General features: G+C 30.4%; 15 protein-coding genes. 14 read left to right on the forward strand and 1 reads right to left on the reverse strand.

The features are described from left to right. Window positions 1–43: 43 nt before the first annotated feature. The 8 genes from CIW83_RS17395 to panF all read left to right on the forward strand — a co-directional run bounded on the left by CIW83_RS17395 (window position 44) and on the right by panF (window position 8,174). Window positions 44–1,384 (forward strand): MATE family efflux transporter, encoded by a 1,341-nt coding sequence (locus tag CIW83_RS17395; protein WP_094903566.1) that lies wholly within the window; start codon window positions 44–46, stop codon window positions 1,382–1,384. 403 nt (window positions 1,385–1,787) lie between these two features. Next, window positions 1,788–2,627 carry a 3-methyl-2-oxobutanoate hydroxymethyltransferase gene (gene panB, locus CIW83_RS17400; protein WP_094903568.1) on the forward strand — a complete coding sequence of 280 codons (840 nt, stop codon included), beginning with the start codon at window positions 1,788–1,790 and terminating at the stop codon, window positions 2,625–2,627. A gap of 26 nt (window positions 2,628–2,653) precedes the next feature. Beyond that, a complete protein-coding gene (locus tag CIW83_RS17405; RefSeq protein ID WP_094903570.1) occupies window positions 2,654–3,577 on the forward strand; it encodes a ketopantoate reductase family protein in 924 nt (307 codons plus the stop codon). 55 nt (window positions 3,578–3,632) lie between these two features. Beyond that, window positions 3,633–4,892 carry a M20 family metallopeptidase gene (locus CIW83_RS17410; RefSeq protein WP_094903572.1) on the forward strand — a complete coding sequence of 420 codons (1,260 nt, stop codon included), beginning with the start codon at window positions 3,633–3,635 and terminating at the stop codon, window positions 4,890–4,892. A gap of 22 nt (window positions 4,893–4,914) precedes the next feature. Beyond that, window positions 4,915–6,081 carry a branched-chain amino acid transport system II carrier protein gene (locus CIW83_RS17415; RefSeq protein WP_094903574.1) on the forward strand — a complete coding sequence of 389 codons (1,167 nt, stop codon included), beginning with the start codon at window positions 4,915–4,917 and terminating at the stop codon, window positions 6,079–6,081. A gap of 22 nt (window positions 6,082–6,103) precedes the next feature. After that, entirely contained in the window at window positions 6,104–6,253 is a 150-nt protein-coding gene (locus tag CIW83_RS24995) for a hypothetical protein (RefSeq protein ID WP_369819409.1), read from the forward strand. A 67-nt stretch (window positions 6,254–6,320) separates the two neighbouring features. Next, window positions 6,321–6,662, forward strand: coding sequence for a YhdT family protein (locus CIW83_RS17420; RefSeq protein ID WP_235601396.1), 342 nt, complete (start codon window positions 6,321–6,323; stop codon window positions 6,660–6,662). Window positions 6,663–6,677: 15 nt separating this feature from the next. After that, window positions 6,678–8,174, forward strand: coding sequence for a sodium/pantothenate symporter (gene panF / locus CIW83_RS17425; protein WP_094903576.1), 1,497 nt, complete (start codon window positions 6,678–6,680; stop codon window positions 8,172–8,174). A gap of 154 nt (window positions 8,175–8,328) precedes the next feature. Here the strand turns inward: panF and CIW83_RS17430 are convergent, their stop codons facing one another. Continuing rightward, window positions 8,329–9,084, reverse strand: a complete 756-nt coding sequence (locus tag CIW83_RS17430) for an IclR family transcriptional regulator (protein WP_094903578.1) — start codon at window positions 9,082–9,084, stop codon at window positions 8,329–8,331. A 395-nt stretch (window positions 9,085–9,479) separates the two neighbouring features. Between CIW83_RS17430 and CIW83_RS17435 the strand changes: the two genes are divergently transcribed. The 6 genes from CIW83_RS17435 to hpf all read left to right on the forward strand — a co-directional run bounded on the left by CIW83_RS17435 (window position 9,480) and on the right by hpf (window position 15,670). Continuing rightward, the gene (locus tag CIW83_RS17435) at window positions 9,480–10,184 is read left to right on the forward strand and encodes a TraX family protein (RefSeq protein ID WP_094903580.1); all 705 of its coding nucleotides are present in this window, start codon (window positions 9,480–9,482) and stop codon (window positions 10,182–10,184) included. Window positions 10,185–10,336: 152 nt separating this feature from the next. Beyond that, a complete protein-coding gene (locus CIW83_RS17440) occupies window positions 10,337–11,035 on the forward strand; it encodes a response regulator transcription factor (protein ID WP_094903582.1) in 699 nt (232 codons plus the stop codon). Window positions 11,036–11,130: 95 nt separating this feature from the next. Then, window positions 11,131–12,018: a HAMP domain-containing sensor histidine kinase gene (locus CIW83_RS17445; RefSeq protein WP_235601397.1), complete on the forward strand. Its 888-nt coding sequence runs from the start codon at window positions 11,131–11,133 to the stop codon at window positions 12,016–12,018. Between the two features lie 99 nt (window positions 12,019–12,117). Next, window positions 12,118–12,891 (forward strand): ABC transporter ATP-binding protein, encoded by a 774-nt coding sequence (locus CIW83_RS17450; RefSeq protein ID WP_094903584.1) that lies wholly within the window; start codon window positions 12,118–12,120, stop codon window positions 12,889–12,891. Beyond that, on the forward strand, window positions 12,866–14,758 hold the full coding sequence (locus CIW83_RS17455; protein WP_094903586.1) for an FtsX-like permease family protein: 1,893 nt from the start codon (window positions 12,866–12,868) through the stop codon (window positions 14,756–14,758). The genes CIW83_RS17450 and CIW83_RS17455 overlap by 26 nt, the downstream gene beginning before the upstream one ends. A gap of 378 nt (window positions 14,759–15,136) precedes the next feature. After that, window positions 15,137–15,670 carry a ribosome hibernation-promoting factor, HPF/YfiA family gene (hpf, locus tag CIW83_RS17460; RefSeq protein ID WP_094903588.1) on the forward strand — a complete coding sequence of 178 codons (534 nt, stop codon included), beginning with the start codon at window positions 15,137–15,139 and terminating at the stop codon, window positions 15,668–15,670. Window positions 15,671–15,784: the final 114 nt, after the last annotated feature.

A 15,784-nucleotide genomic window follows, 5' to 3' on the forward strand; every position in this document is an offset into this window, starting at 1 on the left:
TTGCGTCAGGTCTATTTTTTTTATTTATAAGGGGGAGTTGTATATGAAAAATACTGAAACATTACTTAATAAAAAGGAAAGTCAATCTAAGAACATACTTAAACTATTATTGTCCTATATTATTCCTGGAATAGCAGGACTTTTATTTAATTCAATATATATTGTAGTTGATGGGTTATTCGTAGCAAGAATGCTTGGAAGAGATCCACTTGCCGCTGTGACAGTTGCTGTACCTATTGTAGAAATATTGATTGCATTAAGCATGCTTGTATCTGTGGGGGCAGGTATAATGATTTCTAATAGTAATGGTATGGGGAAGTACAATGAGGGGAGGAGAATTTTCAACTTATCTGCCAGACTTTTAGTTATAGTATCTATATCTATAGCAATATTTAGTTTAGTACTAAGATACCCTATTGCAAAAATATTAGGATCTACCCCTGATATAATGGATATGGTAGTAGAATATACCACATATCTTTTTGCATTTAGTCCTACTTTTATGTTTAGTTATGCTATGTGTACATGGCTAAGAAATGATTCAAAGCCGAAACTTGTGATGTTTGCTCAAATTGTTGGAGCATTGTCAAATGTGTTTCTTGATTGGTATTTCATGGGGCCATTAAAAATGGGTGTAGGTGGAGCAGCACTAGCGACTGGTCTGGGCCCTGTATTTAGTATACTGATAGTGCTTCCACATTTCATATTTAAAAAAGGGAACTTATATATTGAGAAGACAAAAATGAACTTACAAGTTATTTGTGAGATTCTATTAAAAGGTATTCCATCTTTTACTATGGAATTCGCATTAGGTATAACTGCTCTATGTGTTAATATTGCAATTGGAATACATATGGGAGCTCTAGGTTTTGCAGCATTTGGAATAGTAGGGTATATAGCTCTCATTGTTTTATCAATATTTTTAGGTATGGCAGAAGGTTCACAGCCATTGATAAGTTTTTTCTACGGAGCTAATGAAAAAAATAGTATAAAGGTGATTTTAAAAATCAGCTTAGGAATATCATCGACAATTGGAATAGTGTCATATTTATTGCTATTTAAATATGCAGAGATTCCAGTATCTATATTTGCAGATAATGATATTGAACTGGTTAGAGTGGCCGTCAAAGCTTCTATGTACTATTTCCCTGCTTTATTTGTATCAGGTATCAATATACTTATGGCATCTTATATGCAGTCTATAGGATATTGGAAGAAATCCGTACTTATATCACTATGTAGGAGTCTGATTATACTGTTTCCCTTATTACTAGTTTTACCAATGTTTTTAGGAGGAAATAGTATTTGGATAGCAGTTCCTATTGCAGAAATATTAACAGTTCCTATAGTTTATATGCTTTGGAAGAATAAAGGATTGGCATAAGTAAATTCTCAAGGGACTTTCTTGAAAAAACTAAATAGATATTAAAAATATAAAATATAAAGTTTAGGTGTAAAAGATTTCTAGATAAAATTATATTAAGATAATAATCAATAAGATAGGTTAGAGTGAAAAGATATATTTACATTCTAATCTATTTTTATTTTATTGATAATTTATTTTGTTAAATGTGATAAAATATTCTAATTATTTTAATAATTTTAACTACATTAGATTGACTTAAGAAAATATTATTGTTATAATGACATTATGCCGTATTACAATATAATGTACCGCAATACGAAACAAAAAGATTTAAAACAAAGAAACATCAAATAATACTACAAATAGCAATGCTTATGAGTCGTATTGTTTAAGATATAATAATAAAAATAGGGGTGGTAAAATGTCAGAAGGAAAGAAGAAGATGACAGTCACGGATTTCAAAAAGTACAAAGAGGAGGGAAGGATGTTTACCTATGTGACAGCATATGATTATACAACTGCTACTATCGTAAATGATAGTAATTGTGAAGTCATACTTGTTGGTGATTCATTAGGAATGGTAATGTTAGGATATGATGGGACAACTTCGGTTACAATGGAAGATATGTTACATCATATAAAGCCAGTGGTGAAGGGGGCTCCAGATACATTTATAGTAGGGGACATGCCATTTGGGTCATATAATGTTAGTAAAGAACAAGCTGTTGAGAATGCAAATAGACTATATAAAGAAACAGGATGTGATTGTGTAAAATTAGAAGGTGGAACAGAAATGGCAGATACAATAGCAGCTATAGTGAAGGCAGGTATACCAGTAATGGGACATATAGGACTTACACCACAAACAGCAGGAATGGTAGGTGGATTCAAGGTACAGGGAGGAACACCAGAAGCAGCTAGACAGCTAATAGAAGATGCAAAGACATTGGAAAGAGCAGGAGTATTTTCAATAGTAGTAGAATGTGTACCAAAGGGAGTAGCAAAAGCGCTAAAAGAAGCTGTAAGTATACCAATATTAGGAATAGGAGCAGGACCATATGTGGACTGCCAAGTATTAGTAACACAAGATCTATTAGATATGTATGGAGAGTTTAAACCAAAATTTGTAAAACATTTTGCACATATCAGACAAGAAATGGTAGACGGTCTAAACAAATTTCATCAAGAAAGCATTGATGGCACATTCCCATCAAAAGAATACTGTTTTAATGCAAGTGTAGAAGGATTTGAAATAGAATAAACAAAAAACATGGAGAGATGATTAAAATGAAGATAGCCATAATAGGCTCTGGAGCCATGGGAAGTTTGTATGGAGGAATTTTAGCAGAGGCTGGAAGTGAAGTATATTTTATTGATGTTTTCGAAGAACATGTAAATAAAATAAATGAAAATGGTTTATGTATAGTAGAAGATGGTGTAGAAAGATATATTAAAAATGTAAAAGCTACAACAGATGCTAAGAAAGTTGGTAGGGTTGATCTTGCTATAGTATTTGTAAAGTCTACTATAACAGATATTGCAGTAAAGCATAATAGTGCTGTATTTGATAAAAACACAATTGTATTGACATTACAAAACGGATTAGGGAATATAGAAAAAATTAATTCTGTTGTTGATATAAATCAGATAATTGCAGGTACTAGCTCAAATGGTGCTAGTATGATAGAGCCTGGCAAGATTAATCATGCAGGTAATGGAGGAACCACCATAGGAGAGATAGATGATATAATTACAAACAGGATAAAAGAACTAGGCAATCTATTAAATCTACCAAAATTAGGACCAGCAAAAATATCAGAAAATGTAATGGGATTAATATGGGACAAGCTACTTATAAACGTTGGAATAAATCCATTAACAGCAATAACAGGATTGAAGAATGGACAATTATTAGAAAATGAAGAAAGTATATTATTGTTAGAAAAATTAGTAAGTGAAGGCATTGAAGTGGCAAAAGCATTAGAAATTAAATTAGGATTTGAAAATTCGGAGCATTGTAAAGAGATATGTAGAGCAACATCTGGAAATACATCTTCAATGTTGGCAGATATAATTAATAGGAGAAAGACGGAGATTATGAATATCAACGGTGTTATTGTAAGAGAAGGGAAAAAGTTAGATATTCAAACACCTGTAAATGAAATGATGACTAATCTAATTTTATTGAAAGAAAAAAGTTATTTTAGCTAATTACATCAAATCCAAATAATTAATTTACTATTAAAATCATGGGAGGATTATAAATATGAACAGTTCTGTGATAGCGGACAATTCTATTGTATTAGAAAACTTAAAGACTGATGAAATGATAGAATTCATTCAGAAGCTAGTTAGAATCAATAGTGTGTATGATCCTGAAGTAGAAAATGCAAATGAGGCAGAAGTTGCACAATTTATCTATGAATTTTTAGAACAAGAGGGATTTGAAGTTCATTTAGACGAAGTAGTCCCTGGAAGACCAAATGTTATAGCTATATTTACTGGAAGTGAAGAAGGAAAAACCCTTCTATTTGAAGGTCATACAGATGTAGTATCTGCTGGAGATATAGAAAAATGGGATTATAATCCATTTGGAGCAGAAATAGTCAATGTAGATGGCAAGGATAGAATGTTTGGACGTGGAACAAATGATACCAAAGGAAATGTTGGTGCCATGATATATGCGACAAAGGCTATAAAAGATTCAGATGTGCCATTAAAAGGAAAAATAAAGCTTTGTATTCCAGTTGATGAAGAAGGTCTAATGATTGGGATAAAAGATTTTATTAGAAAGGGTTGGGCAGATGATGTAGATGCAGGCATTATTTGTGAGCCTGAAGAGAAAAATTTATGCCTTGTACAGAAAGGTGCTTTAAGACTTGGTATTACAATAAATGGAAAGATGTCCCATGGAGCTATGCCTTTAACGGGTAATAATCCAGTTTGGGGAGTTGGTAAAGTAATAACAGAACTTAGAAAGCTTGAAAATGCAGAAAAGGATAGATTAGGTAAACATGAATACTTAGGTTGGCCAAGCATAACACCTACGACGATTCAAACACCTATAAAGGGAGTGGCTCAGATTAATGTAGTACCTACTGATGCATATATGACATTGGATATAAGGACTGTACCTGGTCAAAATCATGATGCCTTAGTAAATCAGGTTCAAGGAATTTTGGATAGACTAATGGAGCAATATCCTTCTGGTGATGACAAGTTTTATGCAACACTTGAGATTATTGACAATAGACCAGTTGTTGAGTGTGACATTGACGAACCAATAGTTAAGGCACTTGCAAAAGCTTATACAGAAGTTATGGGCTCTGAACCTATTTATAATGGGGTGCCTGGTGCAACTGATGGGACTTTTTTAACAGCATGGAGGAATATTCCTGTAGTAGTTACAGGGGCTGGAGATAGGGAAGTTCCCCATCAAGTTAACGAATGGTGTGAAATTGATGATTTGATTGAAACGGCTAAAATGTATACATTAGCAGCTTTAAACTTTTTAAATGGAAATTAACTTTGATTAAGAGGTGAATTGGATGAAAAAGCATACCTTATCTGCCATGACATTATTACCTTTAGGTGGTGCCCTATTTTCAATGCATTTTGGAGCTTCTAGTATGATTTGGCCCATGACTTGGGGAAAAGAAAGTGGAACATCCATAATACCAGCTTTTTTGGGTGTATATGTAACAGCAGTTTTTATTCCATTTTTAGGATATTTTGCACTTGCTAAGGGAGAAGGAACATTCCTTGGACTATCTAGGAGAATATCACCTATATTTGCAAAAATATTTTGTAATATAACAATTTTGGTGTTGGGGCCATTATTTGTCATACCTAGGATGAGTGCTGCTGCTTGGGGTGCTTTTTTGCAAATCACCGGTTATGAACCTTTTAGTATGATACCTCTTTTGATATTTACCTCAATATACTATGCATTAGTTTATTGGTTTATTTCGGGAAAAGATAATACCATGGATAAAATCAGTAAGATACTATTTCCTACATTGTTAATTACGGTTGCAGGAGTTATAACTAAAGGGCTATTTACTCCCTTGTCCATACAAGGACCTAAGATGTATAGTGAGCCTGCCTTTGTATATGGATTTTTACAAGGCTATGCGACTATGGAGTTGCCTTGTGCTCTATTGTTCGGAGGCCTTATAATTAATAGTTTAAAATCAAAAAATATAGGGAAAGACAGTATAAGTAGATATTTGATAATCGTAGGATTAATAGGCACGAGTATACTTGCTTTATCTCATTTTTTCCATATGGTTATTGGCTCAACCACTTATGGATTCTTTGATGATTTAAAATTTTCTGCTTTATATGCGGCTGCAGTAGTCCAATTATGGGGGACTGCTGGAGGTATAGTGTTTAATATAGGGCTTTTATTTGCTGCATTAACTTGTGCTGTTGGAATAACAGCGTCTACATCTGAGTTTTATGAAGAAGTAAGTGATAAACAAATTAAATATAAAAATGCAGCTATTATAATTTCAATACTTAGTGGAATCGTGAGTATACTAGGTTTGGAAAACATAGTAATATTGACCGAGCCAATGTTAACTGTAATCTATCCTCCAGCAATAATGCTAACTCTATGTTATGCTTTGATTCCAAATATAATCTACAATGAAAGATTAATGTCTGGTATGAGAGTTGGCAGTGTCAGTATCATTGGTGTTTGGCATTATTGATGGACTAATTGGATATATGAATATGTTTAATTTAAATATAAGTGCTTTTGAGAAAGTTTATCGATTGTTACCTCTATCCAATTATGAGTTAGGTTGGATCTTATTTTCCATATTAGGATATTTTGTTGGGTACTTTTTCATCAAGAAAACATCAGCTATTAAAATGTTTTGAAATGACGATATACAAGTTTAAAGACTTAGTATTGTTATATAAATTTAAAAAGGGATGGTGAATAATTGTGAAAGAAGTAGAACAAAAAAAGAGAATCGACAACAGTGAAGGGGATTTCATGGAAGACCCCAGGTATAAACAATGTAATAAAGAAGCAATGTATGGTGTAATATTAGGAATTGTGAACTTGATTTGGTGGTATGTATTCGGATATGGAATGGGCAGTAAACCAGTGGAAGAGTACACATATATTCTAGGCTTCCCAGCATGGTTTTTTATGAGTTGTATAGTAGGTGCAGTAATATTTACGGCTTTAACTTTCATAATGGTAGATAAAGGATTTAAGGACATGCCACTTGATAAATTCACACAGGAAGAAGCAGAAGAATATATAAGATTAGTTAAATAAGGGGGAGGCTAGAATATGAGCAATCTAAATCTTCAGGTTTTAGTTCCAATAGTATTATACTTTATAGCTATGTATTTCATTGGAATCTACGCTGCAAAGCTTCTTAGCAAGGTAAAGAAATCAAAAAATGGTGATGGTACAGAATACATGGATGAGTTCATGACTGGTGGAAGGGATACTGGCGGATTTGTATTAGCTATGACACTTGTGGCTACTTATTTAAGTGCAGGTAGTTTTATTGGTGGGCCAGGTACTGCATATACTCATGGTCTTGCATGGGTATTTCTAGCAATGGCACAGATGCCAACAGGTTATTATACTCTTGCAGTATTGGGTAAAAAGTTTGCAATAGTTTCTAGAAAAATAAATGCTAATTCAATAACTGACTTTCTTAGAGTTAGGTATGAGAGTAAAGCAGTTGTTATAATATCATCCTTATCCATTATTTTTTTCCTAATAGCTGCAATGGCAGCCCAATGGATAGGTGCTGCAAGATTACTTCAAGGATCTACAGGAATAGATTATACTATAGCATTAGCTTTCTTCGGAATCACAGTAGTAGTTCATACAGCAATAGGAGGATATAGAGGTGTAGTATTAAACGATACTATGCAGGGAATAGTTATGACAATTTCAACTTTAGCTTTATTTACCGTAGTTCTAGTTAAAGGTGGGGGTATTGCAAATATTGTACAAAATATGAAGGCCATAGATCCGGGGATGATAACTCCTTTTGGGGTACAAGATGGATTTATGACAAAGCCTTGGGTTACATCGTATTGGGTCTTAGTAGGATTTGCCGTAGTTGGATTTCCAAGTGTTTCCCAGAGGGCTATGAGTTATAAAGATTCTAAGAGCTTAAATTCAGGGATCAAAGTTGGTACACTGGTTTCCATATTAATATTAACAGGAATGCATTTAGTAGGTGCATTTGGTAGTACTCTAGTATCTGGAATAAGCTCAGGAGACCTAGTAGTACCTACATTGGCAGTTACACTATTTCCAAGTGTAATAGCTGGTATAATATTATCAGGGCCTTTAGCAGCTGTTATGTCCACAGTAGATTCTCAATTATTAGTTGTTGTAGGGGCGATAGTGAATGACCTAATTATAAACTATATTAAACCTAAATTTGCTAAAGATTCACATAAGGTGTCAAGATGGACTATTGGATGGGCAGTAATAGTTGGCATAATAATATTTTTAGTTTCTATGGAGCCGCCAGAATTAATGGTTTGGTTAAACTTATTTGCTACGGCTGGACAGCTTTCAACATTCTTATGGCCAACTATCTTGGGGCTATATTGGAAGAAAGCTAACAAGGAAGGTGCAATCGCTAGTATGATAGTGGGTATTGGTTCATATATAATACATAACTACTATTTACCAAGACCATTTGGACTTCATGCAATAGTGCCTTCATTATTATATTCATTGCTTGCATTTATAATAGTATCAAAAATTACAAAACCACCTTCAAAGCAAACAATTCAAACATTTTGGGGTATATAGAATGATATCTAAAGGTTTATCAATTTAAAAGAAATTATAGTAGAGATTAGAAATAATCTCTACTATTAATATTTCATCGTTAATTATAGATTATATTATAATAGCTTAATCTAATTCATCAACTAATAAAATGATTATATCTACTACTTTCTAATTAATATAAATCATTTTGTATTTTAATAGCATAACCCTTTAGTAGAGATGAATAATAAGGAATATCGTCTTTATTAAATCTAATTGCAGGTTTGGAAATACTTATACTAGCAATAGCATTTCCTATGGAATTTACGATAGGGACGCCTATACAGATAAGACCTTCAACATATTCCTCATTGTCGATTGCATATCCAAGTTTTCTAACCTGTGCTAAATTCTCATATAATTCCTCATCAGAAGAAATAGTTTTTTCTGTATACTTAATATAATTTTTTTCAAAAGAAATTACTTCATTATTAAATGCAGCAATAGCTTTACCTAAAGCACTGCAATAAAGTGGAACCTTAATACCTAATTCTAATTCTACTCTCAAGGGTGACTTAGAAACCATCTTATCTAGATAAACAACAGCGTTGTCATCGAGTATACCTAAGTTAATAGTTTCATTTACTTCATTATATAGTTTGATTATGTGAGGCTTCGCTACATCTTTTATTGCCATATTATTTACTACACTACTACCCAATTCATATAACTTTATTGAAGGGAAGTATTCTGATGTTGACATATCTTGGTCAATATATTTTAAATATTTCAATGTATTTACTATACGTTGAGTAGTACTTTTACTATAACCTGTTAAGTCACTTAGCATACTTATACTAAGTTTTTTATGTTCAGTTAGTACTTCTAATAAATGAAAAATTTTTATAGCAGATTTAATAATATTTTTATCATCTAAATTATTATCCAAGACTTTACCTCCATTTTGAAATAATAGTTATTCTATCAAATAAGTTTGTAAATGGCAAGTTAATAAGTATTTAAGGTCATGGATTCTTCTTAACTAGTCAATCATATATTGCTATTACATATGTTATTATAACCAATAGAGGATTATCATAAGTAAATTCTAAAGGAGCTTTAGAAAAACTACCTAAGTTCCTTGAGAATTATTATTTTAAATTATTTAAAAAACATATCATATAAAATAAAAAGATAATATCTATGCACTCATAGATATTATCTTTTATTATATTTATTACATAATTGTAAGAAAACTATTAAAAAATGTAATTTAAATAAATTGATAAAATATGGTTTAGATCTTAAAATTATTATATGAATAAACAAAGGAAGGAGATTTTTATGAATGCATTTATATTAAAGATTATAATGGCAATTCTTATGGTTTTTGATCATGTAGCAAGTGTCATAGGAAATGCTCCTATTTGGTTTACATGGTTAGGGAAGTTAGTGGCTCCAATATTCTTCTATTTAGTAGTAGAGGGATTTTTTCATACAAGTAATAGAAAAAGATATGCTTTAAGATTATATCTTTGGTCAATAACAATGTTTGCTGGATCAGCATTATTATCTATATTGGTTCCCAGCGCACCATATATAAAGAACAATATATTTTTATCTCTTGCCCATGGGGTTACTATGTTAATAGGTATAGACTATATTAAAACTTCAAAGGATTATAAAAAAGGTCTACCTCTAGCTATAATATTTGGAATTTTAGGTTTGATTACGGAGGCTTCAATACTTGGTGTCTTAATGTTTTTAATATTTTATTTCTGCAGAGATAAGAAAACATTATTATCAACAGTGTATGTATTAGTATTTACACTTTTGATAGTTCCAATATCACTTAATACTGGTGAAGGAACAGTATATGAGAAACTATTATTATATGATCCACAGATACTTATGATATTTGCTGTACCATTTATTCTTTTATATAATGGAGAAAGAGGACCTAATAATAAGTTTACTAAATACTTCTTTTATGTATTTTATCCATTACATCTATGGATATTAGCTATAATAAAAGCTTTCATGATATAAGATTTATTTTCATAGATATAATAGGCTGACAGTTTTACTTTCAGCCTATAAAAATGTAATGATTAAAATATAAGACTTATAATTTATCTTGTTATTATGTAAAAAGGGTATAATACAATTGGATTTATTAACTGTAGAGGATGGTGATCTTAATGAGTTATAGGATAATGATAGTAGAAGATGATATAAATATTGCCGAGCTTTTGGGTTCACATATTTTTAAATATGGATATACACCTTATGTAGCTAAAAATTTTGATGATATATTAAGTGAATTTAATGAGTTAGAACCTCATTTAGTATTGTTAGATATAAATTTGCCTAAATTTGATGGATATTATTGGTGTAGAAAGATCAGGCAGGTTTCTAATTGTCCAATTGTATTTATTTCTGCTAGGAGTGGAGAAATAGAGCAGATTATGGGAATCGAAAGTGGCGGTGATGACTATATCACTAAGCCTTTTTATTATGATGTTGTAGTAGCTAAAATAAAAAGCCAACTAAGAAGAGCCTATGGCAGCTATGCAACAAATTCTTCTGAAAGAATATTAGAATTAGAAGGAGTAAGCTTATATCCTGAAAGACCAGAGATTGGATATAAAGATAAAAATATATTATTAACTAAGAAAGAGGCAGTTCTTGCAGAAATACTTATGAGAAACTATCCAAAAACAGTATCAAGACAATTGTTATTAGAGAAATTATGGGATGACGAATCCTTTGTAGAGGAGAATACTCTGAATGTAAATGTAGCAAGGCTAAGAAAACGATTTGAAGAGTTGGGCATAGATAATGCTATAGAAACTATAAGGGGAGTTGGTTATAAAATAGTAGTTACTTGGAGGAACTAGTATGAAGTTATTTTTAAAGGAACATATTTCATATATTTTAATATATATCTTTAATTTTTCTATATTATTTATTTTTTATAATTGGATAGGAGGGTTTGACAGCTTTTCAAATAGGATATATTTTATTTTCTTATGTTTGTTTATACTTTTTTTCTTTTTTAATATATAAGTATTCTTCAAATAGAGAACTATATAAAAGATTATCGTCAAAATCTAAAAATATGGAAGAGATTTTAGTTTCCTTAGGAATATCTCCATTATCAATAGAAATAAATAATTTATTAAGAGAGCAATATAGATTATATCAAAAAGATATTGAAAAATATAAAGACAAACAAAAAGAAAATTTAACCTTTATAAATCAATGGGCACATCAAATGAAAACACCTCTTTCTGTAATAAATTTAATAGTACAGGAAAATGAAAATGAGCTCTATATGGATAATATAAAGAATGAATTAGAAAAGTTAAATAGAGGATTAGATATGGCTTTGTATATGGCACGGCTTGATGCTTTTACTCATGATTTTCATGCTGATAAGATAATGATAGAGCCCTTGATAAAACAAGTTATCAATGATATGAAGAGATATTTTATTATAAATAATGTTTTTCCAGAGATAGATATTCAAGAGAATTTAACTGTTTTTTCAGATTCCAAGTGGTTTATGTTCATTCTTGAGCAACTAATTACAAATGGTGTTAAATATTCCTATATGAAAAGTAACAAAATATATATAAAAGCCTATAAGGAATTGGATGAAGTAAAATTAGAAATAATTGATAGAGGGGTAGGGATTCCTAAAAAAGATATAAAAAGAGTTTTTCAGCCTTTTTATACTGGAGAGAATGGAAGAAGATTTGGAGAGTCTACTGGGATGGGGTTATATATCGTTGAAGAAGTATGTAAAAAATTATCTCATGATATAGAGATTGAATCGAAAGAAAACTTAGGAACTACTGTGAGGATAATATTTAACTAAGATTACAAAGATGTAATCTAGATGAAATAAAAGTCGATAGTAGATATTTTCAAGGGATAATATAATAAGGCTATATTATATAAGAGAGGAATGGCATATATGAGAGAAATACTTAAAATAAGCAAACTTAATAAAGTATATGAAGGCAAAGTCGCCTATAAAGCCTTGAAAAATATTAACCTTAATATTGAAGAGGGAGAATTTGTCGGTATAATGGGACCATCAGGAAGTGGAAAGACTACATTATTGAATATTATATCTACTATTGATTTACCTACATCAGGAGAAGTGATTATTAATGGTTCTAATCCTCATGATTTAAATAATAGTGAATTAGCTATGTTTAGAAGGAAAGAATTAGGTTTTGTATTTCAGGATTTTAATCTATTAGATACCCTAACTATAGGGGAAAATATAATACTTCCTTTGACTTTGGATAAATATCCAGTAAAAGAGATGGAAGAAAAGCTCAAAGAAATAGTGAAAAAATTAGGGATTGAAGAAATACTGGATAAGAGAACTTATGAAATATCTGGAGGGCAAGCTCAGAGAGCAGCAATTGCCAGGGCAATAATAAATAGTCCCAGTCTATTATTAGCTGATGAACCAACTGGAAACTTGGATTCTAAGGCGGCTAAGGATGTTATGGAACTATTTTATAATATAAATGTTAAAGAAAAGGTTACTACTTTAATGGTTACTCATGATCCGTATACAGCTAGTTTTTGTCATAGGGTAATATTTATAAAGGATGGAGAGCTATATAATGAAATTTATCGTGGAAATAAACGAGAATTATTCTATCAAGAAATCATGGATATTCTTTCCTTGTTAGGAGGAGATAAAAATGACTTTACATCAATTGGCTTTTAATAATATTAAAAGAAATATGAATGCTTATACTGCATATCTTTTTAGTTGTATATTTGCAGTATTTATATTTTTTTCTTTTGCAATATCTTTATTCCATCCATTATTATTTAGCTCCTATGAAACTGGGTCTTCAATATTTATAGCTTTAACTATAGGAGAGGTTATAATTTTTTCCTTTGCTTTTTTATTTGTACTATATTCATTAAGTACATTTTTGAAAGCTAGAAAGAAAGAATTTGGAATTTTAACTATATTGGGAATGACTAAGAAAGATTTTAATAGACTAATATTTGTTGAAAATATAATGATAGGAGTTTTATCTATTTTATCAGGTTTGATAATTGGATTGGCTTTATCTAAACTATTTTTGATGTTCACTAGCAAGTTCTTAGGAGTTGAAAATTTAGGTTTTTATTTTCCATTAAAAGCTATAGCCCTGACTACTATCTGTTTTTCTATAATTTTTATACTGATTTCATTTATTACACCAAAACTAATTAGTATGGAAAAGACAGTGGAACTTTTAAAGGCAGGAAAAAAACCTAAGAAAGCTCCTAAAATTTCAATATCATTAGCCTTGATATCTATTTTTATGATAGGTTCTGGATACTATTTAGGTTTAACAGGAGATAGATATACACAAAGCTTTGTTCCCTATTTAATGGTGGGATTAATAGTTTTAGGTACTCTACTGTTATTTAATCAATTTAGTGTACTTGTATTGAATCTATTGAAAAAAAACAAAAAGATTTATTTAAATAAAACAAATTTACTATGGATTTCTAATCTTTCTTATAAAATAAAAGATAATGCAAGAATGTTATTTTTAGTGTCTATCACTTCTGCCGTAACTTTTATATCTGTAGGTTTACTTTATTTAATGAAGACTAATCAGGTTTCTTCAACTAAGATTCACTTTCCATTTCCTTTTACCTATGTATCCATGGAAGGAAATCAAGTGGAATTCACCCATTTGTCCAGAATAGAAGAAAGTCTCAAAGCTAAAGGGTTTTCTTATGGCAAATACGAGATAGAATATATAAAGGATACAATGGAAGGCAAAAAAGATTTCTATGCAATAAAACAATCAGACTTTAATAATATGGGATATGCCTTAGGTATAAAAGATATAAATGTTAATGAAAGTGAAGGAGTATTAATAAATTCTTATATGGACAGGAGAGAATGGGAAAAAGTAAAAGCATTCTATTCAGAAGTTTATCTAGATAGGAATGGATTAAAGTTTAATATAGTAGATACTATAGATGAAAATGTAGTTACTCAAGGCTTATTAAATACTATCATAGTAGTGGATGACCAGACTTTTAATAGTTTAAAAGGCAATATAGAGAAAGTATATCTTTATGATACAGAAAGATGGACGGAAACGGGAGAGATAGCTGTATCCTTGAAAAATGAATTTCAGCATAAATACGAAGACCCTTTTATATTCCTTACAGCCGGAGACATGTATGAAGTAGAACTACAGCAAGCAAATATATTATTATATATTGGATTTTTTATTGGAGTAATATTCTTTATAGGAGCAGGAAGCTTTTTATATTTTAGATTTTATAGTTCTCTAAATGATGAAAAGGAAAAATATAAAAATATTTCAAAACTGGGTTTATCCAATAAAGAGTTAAAAAAAGTTACAACAATTGAAACGACCATTTTATTCTTTACTCCATATATTGTTGCTGCAATCCATTCTTTAATAGCTATAGAGATGTTAAAATCATCCTCTCAGGATATTATAGGCTCTAAATCTGTTGTAGTATTAATTGGATTTTTTATAGTGCAAGGGATATATTTTTTAGGAGTTAGGCAGAGGTTTAATAAGCATTTAGTAAAATATATAAGATAAAGAATATATTATGTTTTAAATAGATTTTTTAGAGATACTTCAATGAGATATACTATGAGAAAAGTAATTATTATAGTTATCCACCATTTGTCCATAACATATCCACAGGTAAAAAAGGACAAAATTAAATTATTGACAGTTTTACACAGACTTATACACATTATCCACAGAAATAATTCACAATCCACAATTTTAAATTCACATTTTATTAACAAAATGCATTTTTCAGAAAAAATTGTTAATAAAATTAGGATATTATGTTTTGTTTTAAATTAAAAAAAACTTAATATAATGTTATTATATTAAGTTTTAGGGTAATATATATAACAAATAGTATAAGCTATTATCTATAATGCTTATATGAAAGGAGCTGGGTTTATGAAATTAAATTTCACTGGAAAAAATATGGAAATAACAGATGCATTACGCGATGTAACAGAGAAAAAGCTAGGAAAATTGGACAAATATTTCCAAAAAGATATTGAGGGAAATGTCACTTTCAGTTCAGAAAAGAATAGGAAAATAATTGAGGTAACCATAAACCTACCTGGCACTATTATTAGAGCTGAAGAATCAACAGACGATATGTATGCATCCATTGATAAGACAGTTGATGTATTAGAAAGGCAAATTAGGAAACATAAGACAAAATTACAAAAAAGATACCAAAATAATGAAACCATTAGATTTGAAAATGTATTGCCTCTACCAATGGAGGATGATTCCGAAAAACCAAAACTAGTAAGAAGGAAGAGATTTGGACTAAAACCAATGTCATCAGAAGAAGCAATATTACAAATGGAGCTACTTAGACATAATTTCTACGTATTCTTAGATTCAGATAATGAAGGTGTAAGTATAGTTTATAAACGAAAAGACGGTAATTATGGATTGATAGAGCCAGAGCTTTAATATAGAATTACTTAAAAGGCAGGACGTATACCCTGCCTTTTTTATGTCAATCTTATAGTTGAAAGGAATATTAATAAGTGATAAAATAATATGATAGCTGTAATATTGAAGTTG

This window comes from Tissierella sp. P1 (assembly GCF_002266425.1).
GTDB classification, from domain to species: domain Bacteria; phylum Bacillota; class Clostridia; order Tissierellales; family Tissierellaceae; genus Tissierella; species Tissierella carlieri.